Here is a 24,460-nt window from a genome sequence, read left to right on the forward strand (position 1 = left end):
TGCTATCATGATGCTTCTGCGCAATAACGGTTACTCGGCCCGCAGCTCCAGCAGGGCGTCGCGCAGTTCGGCGGCGCGTTCAAACTGGAGGTTCTTCGCGGCTTCCTTCATTTCGGCCTCAAGCCGCTGCATGAGGCTCTGGCGTTCTTTCTTGCTCATCTTGCCGCCCGCGCCGGTCAAGTAGTCGGACTTGGATTCGGCGACCTTAGTCGCCTCGATGACGTCGCGAACTCTCTTGCGGATCGTTTGCGGCGTAATGCCATGCTGCTCGTTGTAGGCGATCTGGATGGTCCGGCGCCGCTGAGTCTCGGTAATCGCCTTGTCCATGGAATCGGTGATGTGGTCGCCGTACATGATGACCTTGCCTTCCGAGTTGCGCGCGGCACGGCCGATCGTCTGGATCAGGGAGCGCTCGGAGCGCAGGAAGCCTTCCTTGTCGGCATCGAGTATGGTAACCAGCGAGACTTCCGGCAGATCAAGTCCTTCTCTTAACAAGTTAATACCCACGAGAACGTGAAATGTACCGAGTCGCAGGTCGCGCAGGATCGCTATCCGCTCCAGCGTCTTGATGTCTGAATGCAGATAACGCACCTTGATCCCGATTTCCTTCAGGTAATCGGTAAGGTCTTCCGACATCTTCTTCGTCAGCGTCGTAATCAGCACGCGTTCGTCGCGGTCGAGCCGCTCGCGGATTTCACCGATCAGATCGTCGATCTGCCCTTCCGTCGGACGCACTTCGATGATGGGGTCCAGCAGGCCGGTCGGCCGGATAATCTGCTCCACCATCGTGTCGCATTGCTCGAGTTCATAAGGGCCGGGCGTTGCCGAGACATAGACGATCTGCTTGACCTTATTCTCGAATTCCTCGAACTTCAGCGGACGGTTGTCGAGGGCGGACGGCAGCCGGAAGCCATGCTCCACCAGCACCGTCTTCCGCGCCTGGTCACCGTTATACATCGCCCGGATTTGCGGAAGCGTCACATGTGATTCGTCGATAACGATCAGCATGTCATCCGGGAAATAATCCAGCAGCGTATAAGGAGTGGCCCCGCGCTCGCGGAAGGTCAGCGGTCCGGAATAGTTCTCGATGCCGGAGCAGAAGCCGACCTCCTTCATCATTTCAATGTCGTACCGCGTCCGCTGCTCCAGCCGCTGCGCTTCCAGCAGCTTGCCGGCGTCACGCAGTACGGCCAGACGTCCTTCCAGTTCCCGCTCGATGTTGACCAGAGCAAGGCGCATCGTCTCTTCCTGCGTAACAAAGTGGGAAGCCGGAAAAATGGCGACATGCTCCCGCTCCCCGATCAGTTCCCCGGTAAGCACGTCGATCTCGGTAATCCGCTCGATTTCATCGCCGAACAGCTCGACGCGGATCGCATGCTCCCCTTGCGAAGCGGGGAAGATCTCAACCACATCGCCGCGCACCCGAAACGTTCCGCGTACGAAATTGATGTCGTTGCGCTGATACTGGATATCCACCAGCCGGCTCAGAATCTGATTTCGCGGCTTCTCCATTCCCACCCGAAGCGACAGCAGCAGGCTGCCGTATTCCTGCGGCGAACCGAGACCGTAAATGCAGGATACGCTGGCGACGATAATGACATCCCTGCGTTCAAACAGCGAGCTCGTCGCGGAGTGGCGGAGCTTGTCGATCTCCTCATTGATGCTGGAATCCTTCTCTATATAAGTATCCGAAGACGGGATATAGGCCTCCGGCTGGTAGTAGTCATAGTAACTCACGAAATAATCGACAGAGTTATGCGGGAAAAACTCCTTAAATTCGCTCGCAAGCTGAGCGGCCAGCGTCTTATTATGCGCAATGACCAGCGTAGGCCGGTTCACCTTGGCGATCATCTGCGCAACGGTAAACGTCTTGCCCGTACCCGTCGCTCCCAGCAGCGTCTGCTGCTTCTTGCCCCCACGCAGACCTTCCACCAATTCCCCGATGGCGCGGGGCTGATCGCCCTGGGGTGAGTACTCGGACTCCAGCTCGAAGGTCTTCGTACTGACGACAATATCATTCATTTGCCCGTCTCCCCCTTAATCGTCTAAAATATATGAATATATTAACCCATTCTTATCTTAAATGCCGTTCTTCATACGAGAGTGAAAAAAAGGAATATAAGAATACTTGTTCCCGTCAATTATACATGTCCCGCCGCATTCATGCAAACCTAATATATAGAACAATTAAGGAGTACACCCGATGGATATAACCTCAATAATCGGCATCATTGCCGGGCTCGCCGCCCTGATCGGCGGATTTTTCTGGGAAGGGGGAAGCGTATCCGGTCTGCTGCAATGGAATGCCGCCCTGATTGTGTTCGGAGGCACGGTTGCCGCGGTCCTGATCAGCTTTCCCGCCCGCACGCTGCGCGCCGTTCCGGCGGCGCTGAAGATGGCCTTCGGCCGGAACCGGACCCATCTGGAGGAGCAGGCCGAAGAACTCGTGGAGATGGCGCTGCTCTCCCGCCGAAGCGGCGTTCTGTCATTGGAACCCCGGGCGGAGGCGCATCCCGATCCCTTTACACGCGAAGGCCTGCAGCTTATCGTCGACGGCACGGACCCCGGACAGGTGCGCCAAATCCTGGAACTGGAGATGGACGCTGCGGAGCTGAAGCATGAAGGCTATGCCAAAATATTCGAGGCCGCCGGCGGCTACGCGCCCACCATGGGCATTATCGGAACCGTCATGGGACTCATCCGTGTCCTCGGCAACCTTACCGATCCTTCCCATCTCGGCCCTTCGATCGCCGTCGCTTTCACAGCGACGCTGTACGGAGTCGCCAGCGCCAACCTGCTCCTCTTGCCCATCGCCTCCAAGATTAAAGCGCGGAGCCAGCTCCGGCTGCATGGCATGGAGATGCTGCTTGTAGGCATTCTGGCGGTGCAAAACGGTGATCATCCCCAGCTCGTGCGCAAGAAGCTGGCGTCCTTCCTTCAGGACGAGAGGGATGAGAACGCCGCGGCAGGGGTCCGGTCATGAGGCAGCGGGGACAGCGGATCCGCCGGCGGGAAAGCCGCGAGAGCCGCGACCGGTGGATGATAACCTACGCCGATTTGATTACGCTGCTGCTTATCTTTTTTGTCGTTTTGTATGCCATGAGCAGTCTGGATCAGGAGAAATACGGCAATGTGATCGCTTCGCTCCAGCGCTCGTTCCAGACCGGCAGCGGCATCCTTGACGGCGGAAGCGGGGTGCTGGAAGGCGGGAACGGCCAGCAAAACGGAAGCGGCAAAGAGAGCGAAAACGGGCAAAGCGGTTCAAACGGCAGCCCCACGGGCCAGCCGGCAGCGTCAGCGGCACCGAGCGGCGGGGCATCCGCCGGAACGGACGGCGGGAGCGGGCAAGCCGGAGCGACACCTGGAGCGGAGGCGTCTCCTTCCCCCCGCGAGCTTGCCTTCCGCCAGCAAGAAGCGAAGCTGGCCGATCTGATGAACGTGATCACCGAATATGTGAAGGATAATCATCTAGGCGACCAGATTTTTGTCGCGGACAAGCCGCAAGGCATCGCCATCACCCTCAGCGACCGTTTCCTCTTCGCCGTCGGCAGGGCGGATCTCAAGCCCGCGGCGGTTCCCGCGCTGCGCCAGCTGTCCGGTCTGTTCCGCGGCATCGGCGCTACGGTCAGCATCGAGGGCCATACGGACAACACACCGGTGCTTCCCTCATCCCGGTATGCGGACAACTGGGAGCTCTCGGGAGCGCGTGCGCTGTCCGTTCTGCGCTTTTTTCTGGACAGAGAAAGCCTGAGCCCCGGCCAGTTCCAGTATGCGGGCTACGCTGATACGCGTCCGGCCGCGGACAACGCCACGGAGAGCGGACGGCAGAAAAACCGCCGGGTGGAGATTATCGTCCTGCGGCAGCTCCAGGAGGAGTGAACGGAGGCGCTTTGAATCGACTGCGCTCCTCTGCCCGCTGCAAACGCAAGCTGCCTGAGGCATTAGGATTGGACCCAAGCATACCGGAATTTAGCAGAACATGAATGAGCATACAAGGCGGATTTTTCGGCGGCATAACAACTTGCTGTCCGTAAAAATCCGCTTTTTCGCGCTGCCTCCTTACACACTAGATTTTCCTGCTGAACCGGGTAGATGACAATGCCCCATTGGTTTACCCGTCTCTGAAATGCGTTAAGTATCATATAGACTGAGACTAGCCACAATATGCATATAAAATCATTAACGACTTTAATAAAAAGAGGGATTATCCATGAGCGATTCACCATCCGTCTGTCCCGATTTCGCTGACCCTTCTTTTTTGAAGCGGCATATTCTGGACACGGTTCGTTTCTATGCCCCCCGCTGTATCGACCGTCTTTACGGCGGTTATATCAACTGCTTTCTGGACGATGGAACCGTATGCGATTACGAGACGAAACAGCTGGTGGGAATGACGCGGTTCGTTTATATTTTCAGCGCGGCTCTGCTGGTTGGAGGGCCTGCGGAGTACCGCGGGGCCGCCGAGCACGGACTTCGCTTTCTTCGCGAGTTTCAGTGGGATCATGAGCACGGAGGGTTCTTTTGGACGCTGAAGGGGCGAAATCCGACCGATAAAAGAAAGCTCGCCTACGGGCATGCTTTTGCCTTATTGGCGGCCTCTACCGCTTTCAAAGCAGGAATCTCCCCGGCAGGGGCGATGATCGGCGAAGTGTACGAGGTGCTCGAGAAGCATTTCTGGAATGAACAGGACGGCCTGTACGCAGATGAAGCGTCCGATGACTGGTCTGAAGTGTCTCCCTATCGCGGACAAAATGCGAACATGCATCTGACCGAAGCGATGATGGCGGCTTACGAGGCCACCGGCGACAGACGCTATCTGGACCGCGCAAATACTCTGGCGCACTCCGTCATGTTCAAGCTGCTTCCGCAATCGGGCAAGCTGATTTGGGAGCACTACAAGACCGACTGGGTGATCGACTGGAATTACAACAAGGGCAACACCAAGGACGAATTCCGGCCTTACGGCTATATTTTCGGCCACTCCATTGAGTGGGCCAAGCTGCTTCTGCTGCTTAACCGGCTGTGTCCGCAAGCATGGCTTGCGCCGCAGGCGGAACGGTTGTTTCGGGAGGCGGTGGACAAAGGTCTGGACCGGAGGCATGGCGGTATTTTCTACTCGATGTCCCCTGAGAACGGACAAATTATCGATTCTGATAAGCTGTATTGGGTAATGGCCGAGGCGATTGGCGCTTCCTCCCTGCTCGCCGCTTGTACGGGGCAGACCGGCTACCGGAAATTTTATGAAGATATTTTCAGCTACTGCTGGACCTATTTCGTTGACCATGACTTTGGAGGGTGGTATCAGCTTTTGGATGCGTCAAACCGGAAGTACAACAGCATCAAAAGTCCGCCGCCGAAGACTGACTATCATCCCGTCACCAATTGCATAACGGCCATTTTCGTCTGGGGAACCGCAGCAGGCAAGCCTTTGTGACCGGATGTTGAAATGACAGAAAGTTGCAAGGCGGGAGAAGTGCGGGCGGGGGATTCACAGGATATTAACGCAATTCACTGGGAATTCACGTTTAAACAAGCAGGAAAGAATATACATCGTGCGGAAAGAGTAGGCAAAGGAGATGTTTCCCAAAATGGCTTCTCTTGTCCGCGCTTTACGCGATCCGAAGCGATGGAAAACCGTAGCGTATTCCGTTAGCCTGCCGTCGGTCAGCCTCGTTTTTCACGCCGTTTTCTTGATGTTTCTATTGGGTTTTGGGATATCCCGACGGGTATGCCCACTGGCTGGAAACTGACGACGATAAGGGGCTACTTGCTGGCCTTTGGCGCGCTCTACGCGCTCGTCTGGTGCGGTTATTGGTGGATTCTGCGCGCGTTGAACGGCAATAAGATCCCGGCTTTCCCGCTTCATGTGCTGGCTGCCTGGCTGCCTCTTCTCGCAGGGCTGTATTTTGCCGATCCGGCCAGCAATCCGAATGCCATGATTCCGACCTCCGCCGCTGAAATCACCTTTACGATGAGCACAGCCTTGATGACGGCCGCCCTGTTCCCTTTCTACTCCATAGCCGTCTACGCACTCGTACTTTCTCCCTCTATTCGTAGGAGCAGCAAAATAGGAAGGCTTCTCGGATTATGGATTCTTTTTGCGGCAGCCAGCTTGTACCTAGAGTCCTTCTTCTGGCATCTGGTGCCATCCATCTACAAGGGAATCGCCGGCTTTCCGACCTGGTAGCATCCTGCAGAAAGCCCGGAAGCAGCAGGGCCAACCGTCCTCAATCACCTGCAAAAAACATAAGAAGAAACGGCTTTGCCGTCCTCTGGAAGAGGAGGGCATCCGTTTCTCGTAAAAATATCAGGTTAAAGATAAGCGCGAAGCTTATACTTTCTGATATTTCAAAAAAGCCGGCCCTGGTCTGGCGGATCATCCGCTGTCCAAAGCCTGCCCAGTAAGGACCGCGTTGGTTCGGCGGATCGGACCATTGTCCAGTGCCAGCCTGCCGAGTTTAGCCGCTTATTCGTCCGTATGCAAAATGGTCCAAAATCCGCCGCTGACAACCTTGGCAGGACAGCATCCATTCCTCTACTCGCCAAATCAAGCAGCCAAATGGACGAAGCGGAATTTCTCCCTTTTATTTTTCAAAAAAGGAGCCTCTTACATACTTAAACTGGAAAATCTCCCTCTAAATCGGCGTTTCAGGCAGAAATAAAGAAAAAACAGCAAATAAACGGGAGGTTTTCCCATTTATTAGGCGAAACAGCTTTTTTCCAAAAAATTAAACGGAGGTTTTCCCGTTCATGCAAAAACCGCTGCCGGATCAGGCACGAACGGAATCCTCCGTTTAAGCTATGACCGAATACCAAATATAATCGCGTTACTCGCCGACCAGTTCACGATAAGCCGCCGCGTCCAGCAGTCCGTCCGTCGCAGAGGCGTAGTCGCCCTCGACCTCCACCTCGTAAATCCAGCCCTCGCCGTACGGCTGCTCGTTCAGCAGCTCGGGCTTGTCTTCAAGCGCCGCGTTGACCCGCGTCACCGTTCCCGACACCGGAGAATATAATTCGGATACGGTCTTGACCGATTCGATGCTGCCTACGCTGTCGCCGGCGGTGACCGCCGTGCCGATTTCCGGAAACTCCACGAACACGATATCACCAAGCAGATGCTGGGCATGGTCGGTGATGCCTACGCGCACGATTTGACCTTCGCCCTGCTGCGCCCATTCATGCTCTTCGCTATACCGGAGATTGTCTAGCACTTCACTCATTTTCGATAGCCGCCTCTCTTCGCCATTGGGAGTCTTAAATTAGTTATAGACTAAGTTATGCCCTTATCCGGTGTCAATATATCTGACAGGAAAATAATTTTTGACCGGTTTTTGAACGAATATGGTTGACACCGGGAAGGGATTCCAGTATTAATGGAGTGAGAAGAATCACATACAAACAGCGAATGATGGCATAGGGAGAGACCGTCCTCCGAAGACGGCGCCGAAGGAGTAAGCCTTGAACCAAGGGGAATCTCTCAGGCAAAAGGACCTCTGCCGGACGCATCTCTGGAGAGCATCGGGCGCGGTCAGCGTACGGTCACCAACGGGGAAACCCGCTCAAAGCTAAAGCGCCGGGCCGTCAGGCTATTGCCGCTGATATGCTGGAATACCGGACTTTTGCAGCCCGGAGCGGGGTAACTCTCAGGTACAAGGGACAGAGCGAAAGACGAAAGTGTGCGCATATTTTGTGCAGATTCGTCTTACGCCTGTCCTTTTTTGCGCTTGCCGAAAGATAAAAGCGGGATCGACGCAAAGGTTTGGGAATGTGCTGCGGAGGGCAAGCTTCATTTTGCAGAATAAAACAGCCCCGTTCGGGACCCGCTTCCTGGCCCCTTCAAAGTAAAATCTGGCGGTAAAGCAGACCCGGATACTTTAGGAGGACCCCAACAGCTATATGCGGCTTGAAGAAACACCGGACGGCGTCCCCGCTGGACGCAACCACGTTTCTTTTTGGAAATATTAGGGTGTGCAAAGTCTTATTAATTAAAAAAATCACGGGGAGTGACGACATGAATGCTTTGAAGAGAACGCCTTTTTTCGCCTTCTACTCCGCTTATCCGGAGTCCAGAAGCATTGATTTCGGCGGCTGGGAGCTGCCGGTGCAGTTCACCGGCATCCAGAAAGAGCACGAAGCGGTCCGCAGCCGGGCGGGATTGTTCGACGTCTCGCACATGGGCGAATTCATGGTGACCGGCAGCGGAGCGGAGACTTACCTGCAGCACATGACGACCAACGATGTCGGCAGGCTCGCGGACGGCCAGGCGCAGTATTCGCTGCTCTGCTACCCGGACGGCGGCACGGTCGACGACCTGCTCGTATACCGCCTGGGCGAAGGGCGCTACATGCTTGTCGTGAACGCCTCCAACATCGATAAGGATTACCAGTGGCTTCAGGACCATCTGCCGGAGAGCGGCGTGGAGCTTACGGACCGGTCGGAGGAAACGCTGCTGCTGGCGGTTCAAGGGCCGCACGCCCAACAAATCATAAGCGAGGTTTCCTCTGTGGCGCCGGCCGGTCTGAAGCCGTTCCATTTCGCGGAGCGCGCGGTCGTGTGCGGCGTGGAAGTGCTGCTGTCGCGTACAGGCTATACCGGCGAAGATGGCTTCGAGCTGTATGCTCCGGTAGACGCTGCGGAAAAGCTGTGGAACGGGCTGCTCGAAGCGGGCAGCGCCCACGGGCTTACGCCGGCGGGCCTCGGCGCGCGCGACACGCTTCGCTTCGAAGCGAAGCTGCCGCTGTACGGCCAAGAGTTGTCGAAGGACATCTCGCCGCTGGAAGCGGGGCTCGGCTTCTTCGTGAAGCTGGATAAGGCCGACTTTATCGGCCGCGAAGCGCTGCTGGCCCAGAAGGAGCAGGGCGTTCCCCGCCGACTGGTCGGAATCGAAATGATCGACCGCGGCATTCCGCGCTCGCATTATCCCGTATACACGGGGGAACAGCAGATCGGCGAGATTACGACCGGCACTCAGTCGCCGACGCTGAAGCGGAACCTGGGGCTTGCCCTGGTGGATGCCCGGTACGGCGAAATCGGCACGGAGTTGGAAGTCGAAATCCGCGGCAAGCGGCTCAAGGCCGCCGTCGTGAAAGCCCCTTTTTATAAGAAAAACTCTTAGCGATTCTTTTCGAAGAAGTCGTCTAATCCCTCATTAGCGGTCGTTTTACTTGCGATTGAAGAATTGTTGAGCAAGACATAATCCTACGAATCAGCCAAGGAGTGAATCCGAAAATGAAGCATCGTTATCTGCCAATGACCGAGCAGGACCGCAGCGAAATGCTGGCGGAGATCGGAATTCAGTCCGTGGAGGAGCTGTTCGCCGATATCCCTGAGGCCGTACGTTACAAGGGCCGGCTACCCATGTCGGAAGCGCTGGACGAATACGCCCTGCTGCGGCATATGAAGCGTCTGGCGGACAAGAACGCCGATTTCGACAGCCACATCAGCTTTCTGGGGGCGGGCCTCTACGATCATCATGTTCCAGTCGTCATTAACCATGTCATTTCCCGTTCGGAATTTTATACGGCTTACACGCCTTACCAGCCGGAGATCAGCCAAGGGGAACTGCAAGCGATCTTCGAATTCCAGTCGTACATTTGCGAGCTGACCGGCATGAAGGTCGCCAACGCCAGCATGTACGACGGCGCGACGGCTTTATCCGAAGCGGCGGTGCTTGCTTCGGGAGCTGCGAAGCGTAAAAAGATCATCGTCAGTAGAGCTGTCCATCCTGAAGCTCGGCAGGTGCTGAAGACCTCCGCCGCCGGACTCGGTCTTGAAATCGCCGAGGTCGGCTGCGCGGACGGCGTCACCGATCTTGCGCTGCTGGCGCAGGCGGTCGACGGCGAGACGGCGGCGGTGCTCGTGCAGTACCCGAACTTCTTCGGGTGCATCGAGAACCTGGCCGCCATCGAGCAGCTGACGCATGACGCCAAGGCGCTGCTCGTCGTCAGCGCCAATCCCCTCGCGCTCGGCGTGCTCGAAACGCCGGGCAAGCTGGGCGCCGACATTGTCGTCGGCGACGCCCAGCCGCTCGGCATCAACGCCTCGCTAGGCGGGCCGACCTGCGGCTACTTCGCGGTCGCCGAGCATCTCATGCGGCGCATCCCCGGCCGCATCGTCGGCCAAACGGTCGACCGCAGCGGCAAGCGCGGCTTCGTGCTGACGCTTCAGGCCCGGGAGCAGCATATCCGCCGCGAGAAAGCGACGTCGAACATCTGCTCCAACCAGGCGCTGCTGGCGCTCTGCGCTTCGGTCTACCTGTCCGTCATGGGCAAGGAAGGCATGCGCGAGGTCGGCGGACTGAATATCCGCAAGAGCCATTACGCCGCCGCCCGGCTCGGGTCCATCCAAGGCGTTGAGATCGCCTTCGACTCCCCGTTCTTCAACGAATTCGTGTTGAAGCTGCCGGAGGGCAGCGATCCATCCTCAGTTAACACCAAGCTGCTCGGAGAGGGCTTCCTCGGCGGCTACGATCTCGGCAAGGATTACCCCGAGCTTGCCGGCCACATGCTGATTGCCGTAACGGAGAAACGTAGCAAGAGTGAAATCGACGAATTTGCAAGCGTACTGGAGGGCTGTTTATGAAACCGGAACAAAGCCTTATCTTTGAACTGAGCCGTCCGGGACGCGCCGCCTACTCCCTGCCGGAATGCGATGTGCCGGCGGAAGAAGGCCTGGAGGCGCTGATTCCCGCCGAGCTGCTGCGGAGCGAACCGGCCGCGCTTCCGGAAGTGTCCGAGGTGGATGTCATCCGCCACTACACTTCCCTGTCCCGCCGCAACTTCGGCGTCGACAACGGCTTCTATCCGCTTGGCTCCTGCACGATGAAATATAATCCGAAGATCAACGAGGATGTCGCCCGCTTCTCAGGATTCGCGAAGATTCATCCGTATCAGCCGGAGGAGAGCATCCAGGGTGCGCTGGAGCTGATGCACACGCTGCAGAGCGACCTGGCCGCGCTGACCGGCATGGATACCGTATCCCTCCAGCCCGCCGCCGGCGCGCACGGCGAATGGACCGGACTGATGATGATCCGCGCCTATCACGAAGCCCGCGGCGAAGTCCGGACCAAGGTCATCGTTCCGGACTCCTCGCACGGCACGAATCCGGCCAGCGCTTCGGCGGCGGGCCTTACAACGGTGACCATTCCTTCCAATGAGCAGGGAATGGTCGACCTGGAGGCGCTGAAAAACGCGGTTGGCAGCGACACCGCGGCGCTCATGCTGACCAACCCGAGCACGCTCGGCCTGTTCGAGACGCAGATTGTCGAAATAGCCCGGATCGTGCACGAAGCGGGCGGCTTGCTCTACTATGACGGCGCGAATTCGAACGCGATCATGGGCATCACCCGCCCCGGCGACATGGGCTTCGACGTTGTGCATCTCAACCTGCACAAGACGATGAGCACGCCGCACGGCGGCGGCGGTCCGGGCGCCGGCCCGGTCGGCGTCAAGGCGAAGCTGACCCCGTTCCTGCCCGGCCCGACCGTGGCCAAGACGGAAGACGGCGGCTTCACGCTCCAGAACGGCGGCCCGCAGTCAATCGGCCGGGTAAAGGCTTACTACGGAAACTTCGGCATTCTCGTCCGCGCTTACGCGTACATCCGCACCTACGGTCCGGACGGACTGCGCGAGGTGTCGGAGAACGCCGTGCTGAACGCCAACTATATGCTGCAACGGCTGGCGCCGTATTTTGAGGTGCCTTACCCCGGCATCTGCAAGCATGAGTTCGTCCTGTCCGGCAAAAATCTAAAAGCCTACGGCGTCCGCACGCTTGATGTCGCCAAACGCCTGCTCGACTTCGGCTACCATCCGCCGACCGTCTACTTCCCGCTCAACGTGGAGGAGTGCATCATGATCGAGCCGACCGAGACGGAAAGCAAGGAAACGCTCGACGGATTCATCGACACGATGATCCGGATTGTGCAGGAAGCGAAGGAGACGCCGGAAGTCGTCCTGAACGCGCCGCATACAACGGAAATCAGCCGGCTTGATGAGACGCAGGCCGCGCGGAAGCCCGTGCTGAACTGCTCCTGTGGATAAGCCGGCGGCAAAACGGCATTAACACGATACAGTCCCTCTTGACCATCCGGTCAGTCTTTTTCACCGGATGCATCAAGGGGGATTTTCTATGTTCGCGGAAAGGATGGTTAGACCTGCCCGTCATACTTAGCCAGCAGTTCCTTCAGCTTCGCTCTCATGCAGTCGACCAGCTCCGGCGGTTCCGTTACCGCGGCGTCGCTTCCAAGGCCGATGAACAATCTGGAGAAATAAGGAATTTCGCTGTTCGGAATATCCCCGTCAATCCAGCCGGTGCCGTCTTCCCGAACCCGCAGCAACCCCCGTCGTCCCAGCTCCGCTTCGCACACCCTTACCCCCTCCTCGCTCAATTGAACGCGGCAGCGGGTATTTGGGCTTTTGTCCGTAAAAGAATCCTCCCAGTTGTCCAGATGAACGCTGCGCAAATCCAACGGCTTCGTCCCGGGGTCTCCCTCCTTCATGCTTTCGATCCGGTCGCAGCGGAACAGGCGGACGCCGCCGCGCAAAAAGCAGTACGCCGGACAGTACCACAGCCCGCTGCTGGCATAAATCCCGATCGGCTGAATGTTCCGTTCCGATAGCGTGTCCTGCGACTTATATTTGATTCTGACGGTCTTTTGCATCACGGCCGCCTCAAGCAGCGCCGACAGAAAGGGAGACTCCGCCTGCCTTGCCGGAACGACGAAATCTACCCGGTTCTTCATCTGGTCAATCCGGTCACGCACGTCCCCGGACATGTAATGATAAAATTTGCCCAGCGCCGAAGAAGCTTCCGTCTCAAAGGGGATGTAGGAATAATGACGAAGGGCATGGCATGCGAAAAAAAGGGCAACCGCTTCCTCCTCGGTGAAAGCGATGGGCGGCAGAATCCGTTCGTTCAGCACCTGATAGCCGCCGTGCGGCCCCACCTCCGAATATAAGGGGACACCCAGTTCGCCAAGCTCCTGCAAATCCCTTAATATGGTCCTCGACGACACGCCGAACTCCTGTGCAAGCTCCTTGACGGTAAATTTTCGCTTTCGGTTGACGGTCAGCATCAGCTCCAGCAGCCGTTTTGATTTGGACATGGTGTCCCGGCTTTCGTATTTGGACATGGGCGCTGATCCTCCTTTCTGCCTGTGGGACGGAATTTCCTAATTATTTTATGACAATACTTGTCACTATTATAAGCTACAATGGGAACCGAATCCCAGAGCGCCGCAGCCTCCAAATTGCATTTCCTCGTTGAACGATCCGAATGCAGAACGATGCGAATGCGGGGCGCTGCCGGCCAAATCAATGAATCGAAGGGTGTGAGCTTATGCAAGCCGTAAATGAAATGAAAGACCTTCTCCTGCATGAACTGGAACATATCGTCCGAACCTCTTCCAAGCTGATTGCCAAAATCTCTCCCGAGCACTGGGGCTACCGTCCGAGGGACAATATGCGCTCCCTGCTGGAGCTGGCGCAGCATCTCGTCTCCGTTCCCTCGGTCGATCTGCTGATCCTGCAGGAGCAAGGGCAGCCGGACATCCGCCGGGCGGAAGAAGAGATAAACGAAGCCGGGACTTCGGAGGAATTGTCGGCGTGGATGGATAATGGCTTTCAGGATCTGAAAGCGTACATGGAGAACTTAAGCGAAGAGGACTTTCTTCACAAAGCCACCAAGCCCTTTTATTTGGAGCAGGGCTCGGTGCAGGCGAAATGGCTGATTGAAATCGTCACCCATGCCCAGCACCACCGGGCGCAGCTCTTCAATTACATGAAGGAACTGGGCTATGAAGTGAACATGTTCGATCTGTACTGAACCCGGATGAGGGAAGATTCATCTTACGGGCAGGCGGAAGAAATGGCGCGCAGAAGGCTGAACACGAAGCTCGTTCATTTGGACGCCGGTCATGCCATCCATTTTGACGCGCCGAATCGTTACCTTGAGGAGATTCAGCGTTTTCTTAAATCGCTCTGAATGAAGCCTCCCCAATTTCGAAAAAACAAATGGAGCGATTCGCCCCGGATCAAGTCCGGAACGACATCGCTCCATTTAACATTTTATCGTTTGTTCCAGCGGATTGTGGACTACGCCGCTTGTTTCAGCGCTTTTCTGCGCTGCTTAGCCGACTTGCGGAAGTAGAACAGCTCGTAAATGGCCGGCACCACAATCAGCGTCAACACCGTGGCTGCGGTCAAACCGCCGACGACCACGATGGCCAGACTTTGCGAGACGATACTGCCCTGCTCGGAATGGCCGAACAGCAGCGGCAGCATCGCGCAAATGGTGGCGATGGCCGTCATCAGAATCGGCCGCATCCGCGTTCCGGCCGCTTCGAGGAGCGCTTCGCGAATACTCATGTGCTCCTCGTTATGCTTGACGCGGTCAATCAGCACAATAGCGTTCGTGACCACAATGCCGATCAGCATCAGCGCGCCGAATACAGCGGTAAAATCGGGAGTCACTCCCGATACCAGCAGACCGACGACGGCGCCGATGGCCGCCAGCGGCAGCGAGAACATAATCGCAAGCGGAGCGCGAAGCGTCTTGAAGGTTATGACCATGATCAGATAGACAAGGCCGATTGAAATGAGCGCCGTCATTCCCAGGTCCTTGAAATCGCCCGCCTGGTCGGCGGATGCGCCGCCCGAGATGATGGTTACGCCTTCCGGCAGCTTGATGCTGTCGGTTTCTTTTTTAATAGAAGCTCCGATTTCGGAAACCTTCTTCGGATCGACTTCAGCCGTAATGCGAACATAAGGCTTGCCTTCTTTACGGTACAGCATGGCCGGTTCTTCACGAACCTCCAGGCTGGCAAGCTGCGACAGCGGCTTAGGACCGGTTGAAGTCATCAGCGTAATGCCCTTCAAGTCCGCCTGAGATTTCGGCTCGGCTAATGGGGACAAAACAACCGACGCCGGAGAGCCATTCAGTTCCATCTCGCCGAGCGGGATCGGATTCAGCATAGCGGCCAGCTGCATCGTTACTTCCTGCGCGTTGGCCTGCGCCGGATTCACGTTGAAGGCAAAGACCGGCTTCGTATCCTCCATATTGCTGGAGATTTTTTGGATGCCGTCAATTGTCTTGACCTTATCCATAACCTGACCTGCCGCCGCAGTAACCTTGGACAGATCTTCGCCGGCGATATCTATAAACTCGCTTGTCGAAGCCGAACCCATTATGCTGGCTTCTTTCGCCGTCAGGGTAGCGCCGGCAAAGGTATTTTGCAGGCCGCGGATGGTATCAATGAACGCCTGGGCGTCGGCATCTTTCTTTATAGTTGTGGTAAAGTTGACCACGGTAGCTGAGGATACATTGCCCCATTTAGCGGAATCGGCGCTGTTCCCGGATTGCATGATTACCGACTCTGCCTGAGGTTGTTTAATCAATTCCTGTTCCAGTCGTCTCCCCTGTTCAAGAACCTCCGCGACCGGTGTATCATTCGGGTATTTCAGCTCTACCGAGACCATACTCGCATCGGAAGCGTCAAGCGCACCCTTAGGCATGTTCATGTACGCTGCAATTGAAGATACCAGAATAATCAGCCCCAGCGACAGCGACACCCACTTATGGTTCAGGTTCCACTTAAGGAACCGCTGAAATCCCTTGGATGGCTCATGCTCTTTCATCGATGTGTTCCGCAGCAGCACGGAGCTTAGCAATGGAACGACAGTCAATGCGACCACCAGCGACGTCAGCAGCGAGTACGTTACGGTCAAGGCAAAAGGCAGCAGGAACGCCTGCAGGCTGCCCCGCAGCAGACCCATCGGCAGGAAGACGGCGACGGTCGCAACGGTCGAGGACGTAATCGCCCGGGCAACCTCTTTAGTCGCACTGATCATCATGTCAATGGAAAAGGACTCTTTCTGCAATCTGCGGTAAATGTTCTCGATAACCACGATACTGTCGTCGACCAGACGGCCAACGGCAACCGCTACCCCGCCGAGCGTAATAATGTTCAGGGTAATGCCGGAGATATCGAGCAGGTATAAAGTAACGGCCAGCGACAGCGGAATGGAAACGGCCGTCACGAGCGTCGCCCGCAGGTTGCGCAGGAATATCAAAATGATGATCGTTGCAAACAATGCGCCGAGCAGCACTTCACGCATCATGCTGTTCACGGAATCGACGACCATATCCGAGGTGCTGAATACGACGGCGGCTTCCGCGCCTTTTACGGTCGAATTAATGTTCTCTACGGCATCCTTGACTTTATTGCCGACATCGACCGCGTTGGCATTGGGTTCTTTCGTTACCACCGCGAACAGCACATCCTTGCCGTTCGAGCGGCTGACGCTTTCCTGATCGCTCTTTTCCTGAACAGACGCAATATCCTGCAGCGTTACCCCGGCCGAGACCGGCAGCTTCTTCAAAGTATCGATACTATCGATAGAGGATACGACGCTCACGCTGCCTGTCTGGCCGCCAATCGTCTGCTCCCCGATGGAAGCCGATACGTTACGGCCCTGAAGCAGGCCGGTAATTTGCTGGACGGATACTTTCTTCTCCGCCATAAGACGCGGATCCAGCTTAATCGTCACCTGCGGCGCGGTTTTGCCGTACAGCGCAACGTTCGCAACGCCATCAATCTTTTGAAGCTCGGGAATAATCACCGTCTCCGCTATCTTCAGGTTCTCTTCGGTTATTCCTGTGTCGAACGCGAGAGTAGCCTCGGAAACCGGAATCATCGAGGTATTCAGCTGAAGGACAAACGGCTTCATCACCCCTTGCGGGAATTGCAGCGCGTCGACCGCCTTCTGAACCTCCTGCGCGGCATCCTTCATATTCGTCTTGGAGTCAAAACCAATGTCCACTTTAGTGAAGCTGTCTCCCGAAGTGGACGTAATGCTCGTCTTTCCTTTGACCGTGGAAACGGCGGCTTCGATCGGCTTGGTTACCTTCTCCTCCATCGAATGCGCGTCCTGTCCAGGGCCGAGCGCCGTTATCGTCACCTGCGGATTATCCGCCTCCGGCATGAACTCCATCGGCAGTGAGCTGTAGCTCATCACTCCCACAACGAGCGCCATCGCAATCAGCAGCCCCGCGGCCGCCTTATTGCCGAACGCCCATTTTGTCAACCATGTCATTTTAATTTCTCCTTCCACTCCCCAGTATTGTTAATGCTCTTGTTGCTTATTTTTTATGTAGAATTGGTTTTCTCTTGATTCAGTTTAGTTTTTTTCAAGCGGGCTTAAAACAGTCGGACGGCGGGTTTGATTCTCAGCCTCTGGTCTGAGGCCGTCCCCTACCAAAGGATGGGGAAAGATGGACTCCATAAACGCGGCTAACCGCTCTTCATGAGGGCAGTCTCCACTCCTCTACCCAACGCTGCGCCAGCTCGATGAATTTATTGGCCGCCGGTGAAGCTTGCTTCCTGGAAGGAACAACGATTCCCAGCGACCTTGAGCAGGGAATTTCCAGTTCCAGCATCGAGACGCGATGATTGCGGCTCTTCAGTATCATCTCGGAGATAATACTGATTCCAAGCCCGTTCTCTACCATCGCGATGATGGCGTAATCGTCACCGGCGAGGAACTGCACGCAAGGCTGGCAAGGAAGCTTTTGAAGCACGCGTCTGACGTCCTGATCGCACCCGGGAGTAGGCATGATAAAGGATTCTTGCTCCATCTGGGCAAACGTTATCCGCTCCCTCCCGCTCAAAGGATGATGCTCCGGTACGATGCAGACCATCCGATCCTCTCTAAGCGGGATGGTTTCGAAATTCCCCAAAGCGGGCAGGGACATGAACCCTAAATCGATCGTTCCGTTCTTAAGCCCGTCCTCAATCTCGTCAAAATCGCCGTTAACCAGCCTTATTTCAATCCGGGGATGCTCCTCCCGAAAGCGGCTGATAATTCCCGGCAGCCAGTTGATGGAAATGCTTGAAAAGGTGCCAATTCTGACAATACCGGCTTCAATTCCATTGATGGCTGCAACCTCCTGCTTGAGCTGTTCGTGACAACTCAGCATATTCCGCACATGCTTCAGCACACGCTCGCCATTCGCCGTCAAACGCACCCCCGTCCGGTTTCGGACCATCAGAACGCAGCCCAGCTCGTCTTCAAGGCTGCTGAGAGCATGGCTGACCGCAGACTGGGTAAGCCCAAGGGTTTCGGCAGCACGGGCAAGACTTCCCAGCTCAACAATGGTTTGAAAGACTTCATATTTGATCAGACTCACCATGCCACCTCCATTAGATGAATATTTTTCAAGAATACCTTCATAAACATTCATTTTATTTAATCTAAATTCAGTTTTATACTAGCTTTAAAACAAGGATGCGTCCAGCGCCGATTTCTGAAGGCCGGATTTCCTTGGCAAAATCAGCTGAACCAAAAGGAGCCGGTTATGATGAAACAAAGAAACGCTGATTTACTGATGATGCTTGTCACTTTGAGCTGGGGCTCCTCTTATCTTTTTATGAAGGATGGATTGAATTCGGTATCCCCGTTTAATCTGGTCGCCCTTCGGTTCCTCCTGGCCTTCATCCTGTGCGGGGCTGTATGGTTCAAGCGATTGCGTTCGACAGATAAGAAGACGCTGTTCTATTCCTTCGTGCTCGGATTTCTTTTGTTCGCCGTCTCCGCCTCCGTCATTTTCGGTCTTCGAAGCACCTCAACGTCCCATGCCGGTTTTCTCGCCAGTCTAACGGTCATTTTCGTTCCTGCCTTGTCGGTGATTGTGCTAAAGCAGAAGCCTGCGGCGAAGCTAATAGCCGGCGCCTGCGTGACAATGATCGGCATCGGGCTGCTGACACTCAACGGTCCGATGAACGTAAAGCCAGGGGATCTATTATGCATCCTTGCCGCGCTGCTGTACGCCGTCCATATTCTGGTGACGGGAGCGGCGGCCAAGGTTGCCGATACGCTGAATCTCGGTATCCTGCAATTGGGATTCGCCGGCGGCCTGGGCTTGTTGTTCTCCCTCTTGTTCGAATCCCCCCGGGTCCCTGCATCCATGGGAGGCTGGATCTCCGTCCTGATGCTCAGCGTTGTGTGCAGCGCGGCAGGCTACATCATTCAATCGATCGCGCAAAAGTATACGACACCGACCCATACGGGACTTATTTTTGCTCTGGAGCCCGTATTTGCCGCCGCTTTCGCCTACGTCTTTGCCGATGAACATCTCTCCCTGCGTGGTTACGTCGGGGCGGCGCTGATTCTATCGGGATTATTTATTGCAGAGATGAAGTTCAAGCGCACGAGTCCAAAAAGGATGGAATGCGCCAATTAAAGCAAAGCCGCGGGGCATGACGCTCAAACCGGCAAACAAATGAACCGGCTTCCCGGACGAATTTGGATGTTATCCATCCTGCCCCGGCTTGACCTTCTCGCGGAACATAGCTTTCAGCATGGGCGGAGTCACAAGCGTCGTCAAAATGACGACAATAATAACCGAGGTAAAATAGTCCGGGTGCAGCAGTCCGTTCCCGAGTCCCATCGCGGCGATAATCAAGGCTACTTCCCCTCGGGAGATCATCCCGGCGCCGATGGCTATGGAGGAGCGATTGTTAAATCCGGTCAGACGCGCGCCGAGGCCGCCGCCGATCATCTTGCTCAGCACCGCCACGATCGACAGCACAATGACAAAGCCGATCTGGCTTCCCACACCTTTAAGAGAAACGTTCAGCCCGATGCTTACAAAGAACACCGGAACGAACATGGCGTAAGCGATAGGCTCCAGCTTTTCCTGAACGGTGTGTTTATAGGCAGTCTGCGAGACGGCGATCCCGGCGGCGAACGCGCCAATAATGCCGGCCATTCCGGTCCATTCGGCGAACCAGGAAAAAGCAAAGCAGATGACAAGCGCGATGCTGACGGTCGCTTCCGTTACTTTGAGCGGCGCCAGCCATTTGAGTATCCGGGGAACGATCAGCCAGCCGGCAATGAGGGCAACCGCAAAGAAGAGCAGCTTCTTACCGATGAGAAGTCCCAAGGAGACCGATTCTCCCTCGCCGAACAAGCTCATGAGCACCGCGAGCATAATCACGACCAGAATATCGTCAACGACCGCCGCTCCCAGAATGGTCGAGCCTTCCCGGGAATTCAGCTTGTTCATATCCTTGAGCACCTGGGCGGAAATGCTGACGGAGGTCGCGCTCAAGATCGCGCCAAGAAACAGCGCATGCGAATAAGAAAAGCCGAACAGCTCCGCAATGCCCATGCCTCCAAAGAGCGGAAGGATGATTCCGCCCACCGCTACCGCAATGGACGACTTCCAGCTCCGCCGGAGCTGGTCCAGATCCGTTTCGAGTCCTGCGATGAACATCAGCAGAAGCACGCCGATTTCGGACATAAAATGAACAAATTCTCCATCCCGAATCCAGCCCAGCACCGCCGGGCCGAGCACGATTCCCACAATCAGCTTGCCGAGAACAGCCGGCTGGCCCAGGCGCACCGCCAGATCCCCGGCCAGCTTGGTGGACAGCAGAATCAGCAGCAAAGTCAAAATAAATTCCATCGTTTAACGCTCCATTTCTTAGTAAGATGGGAAAAGCCAGAGGATTTGCACAAAAATGCCTGAAAAATGCCCTGAAAACGGCAAAAAGGAGCCCTTGTGACAGGCTCCTCCATAAAACGATAGTTTATTCGTTTTTTTAAAATTATCTCTATAAATATAACCTTGTTTAGAATCGTTGTAAAGAGTAGAAGCAAACCTGCTAAAGTGCAGGTTTTTTCGATCAAAAGCGTTTGTTAGCAGAAAAAGCCTCCGAGATTGTGCAGGAATTTAAGGCTAATGCCAACTGCATTTGAGGTTAAACGAGTAAAAAGCTGCATCTTTTCAGGTATGTTATTCAGTGAGGGTTCTACGTCAGAGAAAAGATGTACAATTTCAGGTTTTCTGCATCATCATCTCCCCTAAAATGACAAAGAACGCCCCGGCCCATTCGGTGGAATGGATCAGGACGTTCTTCGTCTCATACAATGTGTTTAACGTAAAATTGATCATTTCGCCATTACAGCTGTAAGCAGGCAGCTCTATACGGCCGCCTCGCTCGGGCGCAGAATGGCGGAGCCGATGGCCAGCAGAACGGCTGCCATCAGGCCCAGCACCGCAAAGGGCAGCCACAGCTCGCTCCAGCCGCTGCCGGTCGCGGCGAGGTCGGCGGCCTGAATGGCCCATTTTTGCGGGACGAAATTCGCAGCCTTCTGCATGTACTCCGGCATGATCGAGATCGGCCAGAAGCAGCCGCCCAGCATGCAGGTCGGGGTCAGGATGAGGGCGTTCAGCATGCCCGCATTGTTCGGGTTGCGGATGAGTCCGGCAACCGTGCTGGCCAGCCCCATGCATACAAGCATGAACGCCGCCAGGATAAGAAAATATAGATTCATCGGAAGCTCAAAGTTATAGTTCAGCACATACCGGCCAACCAGAAGCACAGCGGCGACCTGGATCACGCCTACCGTAAAGCTGCCCAGGAAATTGCCAATTGCAATTTCATAAGAGCGAACCGGCGCGCTGAACATCCGCATCATTGTTCTCCGCCTGCGGTCATCCATAATGAACGAAACGGAGCTGGTAACCATAGCCATCAGGAACATCAGCATAAATCCGGTAACGACACCCAGACTTTCGCGGGGATACAGGTTATAATCGGTCTTTTGGCTGCCCACAAGATGCTGCTCGGCCTGCTGCAGAATGGCGGTCAATTGCGAGTCGGGCGCAGCGGCCGAATTGGCGTCCGGCCCACCAACCGTGCCGCTCGTGCCGCTCATGGCGGAGGCCGTTTCGGAAGCCGAGCTGACCGCCTTGGCACCGGTCGTGTCTTCAGCCGTACCGGTGGCTGCTCCGGTTCCGGCCGCGTTTACCGCCGAGGCCAGCTCACGAAGCCGGTCGCCGATTTCCCCGGCCTTCATCTTAAGCGTGATCGACGCTTCGGACGTCTTCAGCTCATAGATATGGATTTGCGGCATCTTGCCGGAGAGCAGCGAGGCCGAATAGCCTGCCGGAATGAACAGTCCCGCACCGCCTTCCTCGTTAAGCACTCCGGTGCGCAGACCGCCCGCGTCTTCTTTTTCAATCAAGGTATAATCCCCTGTCTTCTCCAGTTCGGCAATGATATGCGCTCCCGCGGGGCCGCTGTCCAAGTTCGTGTACAGCATGTTCGTCTTATGATCTGCGGTGCCACTTGTCATCCATATGATGACGGAAACAATGACGCCAGGCATAAGAATATAGGCGATCACGCCCCGGCGTCTGCCAATCATCCGTTTGATCAGATTCCAGGCAATGGTAAGGATGTTATGCATGGTAACCCACCTTTCGGTATGAGAAAAATGCCAAGCCTGTCAGCACGAAACCGATCAGCGAGAGCATCACGATACTGCCCGAAATCTGCGAAAGCGGCGACTCCAGCATCATCCGCAGAATACTCCGCAGCCCCCAATGATTGATGGAAAACGCACCGCCCGTATTCAACCAGGAATCGGGCAGCGGGGCCATCCCTCCGCTGATAAACGTCATCACTACCGTGAGCCCGCTTAAAATGGAGCGTGCCAGCGCTGCAGTACGGACGAACATGCATATAACGACCGACAAAGTGAGCGAAGCGAAAATCATCAGCATGCACACCAGCGCCAACAGCCCCGGGCGATTGCCCCAGTACACCCCGAACAGAAAGTGCGTGGCCACAATAATGGAGGCGCACTGCAGGACCGATACAAGGCCGATGCCGAGCATTTTTCCGATAAAGAGCTCTCCTCCCTTAACCGGCATGGAGCCGATCCGGAACAACGTATGGTTATCCTTTTCGCTGTACAGGCTGGTGATCACCATTTGTCCGCACATAAGCAGGAACATCAGAAGCATCGCAGCCGCGTAATACTGGGAGGCGGTGTAGGCCGGTGCTTCTTCATTGAGCTTGCCGAGCACCGCGGCCGGACCGCCTTCCCCGGACACTGTCATCGCGGGAATCGCCTGCGGTCCAAGCTTCATGGCGGCGGCCTGTCTGTAATTGATGCTGCTCAGGAAATTATCGAACACGGTCGCCGCGACCATATTGTCCGTTCGATTTTTACCGAGAATATATTCAAGCCGCGCTTCCTTCCCGCTCATGATATCCTTGTCGAATCCCGCTGGAACGATGACCACATAGCCGTATTCTCCTGAACGTAAGCCGCTTACCGCTGCTTCCCGGCTGTCCGCCGTTACCGGTGTAATGATTTCCGTAACCTCCGGCGACTTCAGGAAGCTCCCGACCAGCTGCGAGTGTTCTGAAGGGTTCGCTGCCGAATCGACAATGCCCACCCGAAAAGAATCGATCGTCTTGTCCTCTCCTCCGTCCATAACACCGGAAAGCGCCGAGCCGAGCAGGAAAATCAGCAGAATCGGCAGCAGGAACAAGTTGATCAGCATCGTGCGGGAGCGGAAGAGCCGCCGCAGCTCATAAGCCGCAATCGTCCAAATATTAGTCATGGTTCTCCCCTCCTAATCCCTTAAGTTGCGTCCGGTCAGGCTTAGGAATAACGTCTCCAGATCCGGCTCCTCGATTTGCAGCGCTTGAATGACGCCCCCATGCTTGGCGAAAATAAACAGAATGTCCTGCAGCTCGCTTTGGGACGACGGCAGATACAACTCAACCGTCTCGCCTTCCGCTTCCACCCGGGTTACCCGGGGATGCTGCTTAAGCTCCAGAATCAGTTTAGGCGTGACACTGCCCGCTTTGATGACGATCTTCTCCTCATGGGCGACCCGTTCCCGCAGCTCTTGTTCCGTCCCGCAAGCGATGATATGCCCTTTATCCATAATCGCCACCCGGTCGCAGATCGCCTCGACCTCTTCCATGTAGTGACTTGTATAGATAACGGTTGAGCCCAGCTTATTGAGCGATTTGACCGATTCGAGTATATGATTTCGGGATTGCGGGTCAATGCCGACCGTCGGTTCATCCATAATGATCAGCTTGGGGCGGTGCATAATCGCGCAGGCAATGTTCAGCCGCCGTTTCATCCCTCCGGAAAAAGTGGACGGTTTATCCTTGGCGCGGTCCGCCAGTCCGGTGAATTCCAGCGCCTCCTGCACCCGCTCCTTCAGCAATTCGCCGCGCAGACCGTACAGTTTGCCGAAAAAGGAGGCATTTTCCCAGGCAGTCAGATCTTCGTACAGCGCCAGGTCCTGGGGGACGAGCCCGATTCTCTTTTTGGCCTCAAGCGACTGATTCGCTACGGAGATGCCATCAATGACGATGCTTCCCCCGTCCATCTTCAGCAGGCCGCAGAGCATGCTGATCGTCGTGCTTTTGCCCGCGCCGTTCGGGCCGAGCAGGCCGAATATTTCCCCCTCGTTAATGCTCAGGTTCACATGATCCACCGTCAGTTTGCTGTCGTATCTTTTCACCACATCGGTGAGCTGCGCAAGCGCCATTGTTCATCTCTCCTGCCCTTGTATTCTTCATGTTTTCATTGTAGCTCAGCCCGGGGGCCGCCGAAGGTACGGAAGGTCATGATGTGAAGGTGAC

General features: G+C 55.8%; 18 protein-coding genes and 1 riboswitch. Of the genes, 9 read left to right on the plus strand and 9 right to left on the minus strand.

From position 1 onward, the window contains the following. Nucleotides 1-30: 30 nt before the first annotated feature. A complete protein-coding gene (uvrB, locus tag PUR_RS23740; protein WP_179037334.1) occupies nucleotides 31-2,022 on the minus strand; it encodes an excinuclease ABC subunit UvrB in 1,992 nt (663 codons plus the stop codon). Nucleotides 2,023-2,203: 181 nt separating this feature from the next. On the opposite strand from uvrB, the gene PUR_RS23745 reads away from it, so the two are divergent. The 4 genes from PUR_RS23745 to PUR_RS23760 all read left to right on the plus strand — a co-directional run bounded on the left by PUR_RS23745 (nucleotide 2,204) and on the right by PUR_RS23760 (nucleotide 6,187). After that, on the plus strand, nucleotides 2,204-2,983 hold the full coding sequence (locus tag PUR_RS23745) for a flagellar motor protein (protein ID WP_179037335.1): 780 nt from the start codon (nucleotides 2,204-2,206) through the stop codon (nucleotides 2,981-2,983). Continuing rightward, entirely contained in the window at nucleotides 2,980-3,879 is a 900-nt protein-coding gene (locus PUR_RS23750; RefSeq protein WP_179037336.1) for a flagellar motor protein MotB, read from the plus strand. Before PUR_RS23745 ends, PUR_RS23750 begins: the two co-directional genes overlap by 4 nt. Nucleotides 3,880-4,210: 331 nt before the next feature. After that, the gene (locus PUR_RS23755) at nucleotides 4,211-5,434 is read left to right on the plus strand and encodes an AGE family epimerase/isomerase (protein WP_179037337.1); all 1,224 of its coding nucleotides are present in this window, start codon (nucleotides 4,211-4,213) and stop codon (nucleotides 5,432-5,434) included. A gap of 294 nt (nucleotides 5,435-5,728) precedes the next feature. Further along, a complete protein-coding gene (locus tag PUR_RS23760; protein WP_179037338.1) occupies nucleotides 5,729-6,187 on the plus strand; it encodes a hypothetical protein in 459 nt (152 codons plus the stop codon). A gap of 640 nt (nucleotides 6,188-6,827) precedes the next feature. On the opposite strand, the gene gcvH is transcribed toward PUR_RS23760, so the two are convergent. Then, a complete protein-coding gene (gene gcvH, locus PUR_RS23765) occupies nucleotides 6,828-7,220 on the minus strand; it encodes a glycine cleavage system protein GcvH (protein ID WP_179037339.1) in 393 nt (130 codons plus the stop codon). Between the two features lie 185 nt (nucleotides 7,221-7,405). Further along, nucleotides 7,406-7,503, plus strand: a riboswitch (glycine riboswitch). Between the two features lie 508 nt (nucleotides 7,504-8,011). On the opposite strand from gcvH, the gene gcvT reads away from it, so the two are divergent. From gcvT to gcvPB, 3 genes are all read left to right on the plus strand, one after another. Continuing rightward, on the plus strand, nucleotides 8,012-9,115 hold the full coding sequence (gene gcvT / locus PUR_RS23770) for a glycine cleavage system aminomethyltransferase GcvT (protein WP_179037340.1): 1,104 nt from the start codon (nucleotides 8,012-8,014) through the stop codon (nucleotides 9,113-9,115). A gap of 113 nt (nucleotides 9,116-9,228) precedes the next feature. Next, nucleotides 9,229-10,581: an aminomethyl-transferring glycine dehydrogenase subunit GcvPA gene (gene gcvPA / locus PUR_RS23775; protein ID WP_179037341.1), complete on the plus strand. Its 1,353-nt coding sequence runs from the start codon at nucleotides 9,229-9,231 to the stop codon at nucleotides 10,579-10,581. Then, nucleotides 10,578-12,038 carry an aminomethyl-transferring glycine dehydrogenase subunit GcvPB gene (gcvPB, locus tag PUR_RS23780; RefSeq protein ID WP_179037342.1) on the plus strand — a complete coding sequence of 487 codons (1,461 nt, stop codon included), beginning with the start codon at nucleotides 10,578-10,580 and terminating at the stop codon, nucleotides 12,036-12,038. Before gcvPA ends, gcvPB begins: the two co-directional genes overlap by 4 nt. A 107-nt stretch (nucleotides 12,039-12,145) precedes the next feature. Here the strand turns inward: gcvPB and PUR_RS23785 are convergent, their stop codons facing one another. Then, the gene (locus tag PUR_RS23785) at nucleotides 12,146-13,102 is read right to left on the minus strand and encodes a helix-turn-helix transcriptional regulator (RefSeq protein ID WP_179038051.1); all 957 of its coding nucleotides are present in this window, start codon (nucleotides 13,100-13,102) and stop codon (nucleotides 12,146-12,148) included. A gap of 233 nt (nucleotides 13,103-13,335) precedes the next feature. Between PUR_RS23785 and PUR_RS23790 the strand changes: the two genes are divergently transcribed. Beyond that, nucleotides 13,336-13,821 (plus strand): DinB family protein, encoded by a 486-nt coding sequence (locus tag PUR_RS23790; protein ID WP_179037343.1) that lies wholly within the window; start codon nucleotides 13,336-13,338, stop codon nucleotides 13,819-13,821. Nucleotides 13,822-14,090: 269 nt separating this feature from the next. Here the strand turns inward: PUR_RS23790 and PUR_RS23800 are convergent, their stop codons facing one another. Then, the gene (locus PUR_RS23800; RefSeq protein WP_179037345.1) at nucleotides 14,091-17,090 is read right to left on the minus strand and encodes an efflux RND transporter permease subunit; all 3,000 of its coding nucleotides are present in this window, start codon (nucleotides 17,088-17,090) and stop codon (nucleotides 14,091-14,093) included. 208 nt (nucleotides 17,091-17,298) lie between these two features. Then, nucleotides 17,299-18,183 (minus strand): LysR family transcriptional regulator, encoded by an 885-nt coding sequence (locus tag PUR_RS23805; protein WP_179037346.1) that lies wholly within the window; start codon nucleotides 18,181-18,183, stop codon nucleotides 17,299-17,301. 171 nt (nucleotides 18,184-18,354) lie between these two features. Here PUR_RS23805 and PUR_RS23810 point away from each other — a divergent pair, with 171 nt between their 5' ends. Next, entirely contained in the window at nucleotides 18,355-19,236 is an 882-nt protein-coding gene (locus PUR_RS23810; RefSeq protein ID WP_179037347.1) for a DMT family transporter, read from the plus strand. A gap of 69 nt (nucleotides 19,237-19,305) precedes the next feature. Here PUR_RS23810 and PUR_RS23815 read toward each other — a convergent pair whose 3' ends face one another. The 4 genes from PUR_RS23815 to PUR_RS23830 all read right to left on the minus strand — a co-directional run bounded on the left by PUR_RS23815 (nucleotide 19,306) and on the right by PUR_RS23830 (nucleotide 24,366). Then, nucleotides 19,306-20,463, minus strand: a complete 1,158-nt coding sequence (locus PUR_RS23815; RefSeq protein ID WP_179037348.1) for a cation:proton antiporter — start codon at nucleotides 20,461-20,463, stop codon at nucleotides 19,306-19,308. Between the two features lie 518 nt (nucleotides 20,464-20,981). Then, nucleotides 20,982-22,253, minus strand: a complete 1,272-nt coding sequence (locus PUR_RS23820) for an ABC transporter permease (RefSeq protein ID WP_179037349.1) — start codon at nucleotides 22,251-22,253, stop codon at nucleotides 20,982-20,984. Continuing rightward, nucleotides 22,246-23,418 carry an ABC transporter permease gene (locus tag PUR_RS23825; RefSeq protein ID WP_179037350.1) on the minus strand — a complete coding sequence of 391 codons (1,173 nt, stop codon included), beginning with the start codon at nucleotides 23,416-23,418 and terminating at the stop codon, nucleotides 22,246-22,248. The genes PUR_RS23820 and PUR_RS23825 overlap by 8 nt, the downstream gene beginning before the upstream one ends. A 12-nt stretch (nucleotides 23,419-23,430) precedes the next feature. Further along, on the minus strand, nucleotides 23,431-24,366 hold the full coding sequence (locus PUR_RS23830) for an ABC transporter ATP-binding protein (protein ID WP_179037351.1): 936 nt from the start codon (nucleotides 24,364-24,366) through the stop codon (nucleotides 23,431-23,433). Nucleotides 24,367-24,460 lie beyond the last annotated feature (94 nt).

Origin of the sequence: Paenibacillus sp. URB8-2, assembly GCF_013393385.1 — a bacterium.
Classification (GTDB): domain Bacteria; phylum Bacillota; class Bacilli; order Paenibacillales; family Paenibacillaceae; genus Paenibacillus_AQ.

What these genes read in the sequence shown, in the direction of transcription:
- uvrB (WP_179037334.1), bottom strand. Translation starts at nt 2,022, where the DNA reads ATGAATGATATTGTCGTCAGTACGAAGACCTTCGAGCTGGAGTCCGAG.
- PUR_RS23745 (WP_179037335.1), top strand. Translation starts at nt 2,204, where the DNA reads ATGGATATAACCTCAATAATCGGCATCATTGCCGGGCTCGCCGCCCTG.
- PUR_RS23750 (WP_179037336.1), top strand. Translation starts at nt 2,980, where the DNA reads ATGAGGCAGCGGGGACAGCGGATCCGCCGGCGGGAAAGCCGCGAGAGC.
- PUR_RS23755 (WP_179037337.1), top strand. Translation starts at nt 4,211, where the DNA reads ATGAGCGATTCACCATCCGTCTGTCCCGATTTCGCTGACCCTTCTTTT.
- PUR_RS23760 (WP_179037338.1), top strand. Translation starts at nt 5,729, where the DNA reads ATGCCCACTGGCTGGAAACTGACGACGATAAGGGGCTACTTGCTGGCC.
- gcvH (WP_179037339.1), bottom strand. Translation starts at nt 7,220, where the DNA reads ATGAGTGAAGTGCTAGACAATCTCCGGTATAGCGAAGAGCATGAATGG.
- gcvT (WP_179037340.1), top strand. Translation starts at nt 8,012, where the DNA reads ATGAATGCTTTGAAGAGAACGCCTTTTTTCGCCTTCTACTCCGCTTAT.
- gcvPA (WP_179037341.1), top strand. Translation starts at nt 9,229, where the DNA reads ATGAAGCATCGTTATCTGCCAATGACCGAGCAGGACCGCAGCGAAATG.
- gcvPB (WP_179037342.1), top strand. Translation starts at nt 10,578, where the DNA reads ATGAAACCGGAACAAAGCCTTATCTTTGAACTGAGCCGTCCGGGACGC.
- PUR_RS23785 (WP_179038051.1), bottom strand. Translation starts at nt 13,102, where the DNA reads ATGTCCAAATCAAAACGGCTGCTGGAGCTGATGCTGACCGTCAACCGA.
- PUR_RS23790 (WP_179037343.1), top strand. Translation starts at nt 13,336, where the DNA reads ATGCAAGCCGTAAATGAAATGAAAGACCTTCTCCTGCATGAACTGGAA.
- PUR_RS23800 (WP_179037345.1), bottom strand. Translation starts at nt 17,090, where the DNA reads ATGACATGGTTGACAAAATGGGCGTTCGGCAATAAGGCGGCCGCGGGG.
- PUR_RS23810 (WP_179037347.1), top strand. Translation starts at nt 18,355, where the DNA reads ATGAAACAAAGAAACGCTGATTTACTGATGATGCTTGTCACTTTGAGC.
- PUR_RS23815 (WP_179037348.1), bottom strand. Translation starts at nt 20,463, where the DNA reads ATGGAATTTATTTTGACTTTGCTGCTGATTCTGCTGTCCACCAAGCTG.
- PUR_RS23820 (WP_179037349.1), bottom strand. Translation starts at nt 22,253, where the DNA reads ATGCATAACATCCTTACCATTGCCTGGAATCTGATCAAACGGATGATT.
- PUR_RS23825 (WP_179037350.1), bottom strand. Translation starts at nt 23,418, where the DNA reads ATGACTAATATTTGGACGATTGCGGCTTATGAGCTGCGGCGGCTCTTC.
- PUR_RS23830 (WP_179037351.1), bottom strand. Translation starts at nt 24,366, where the DNA reads ATGGCGCTTGCGCAGCTCACCGATGTGGTGAAAAGATACGACAGCAAA.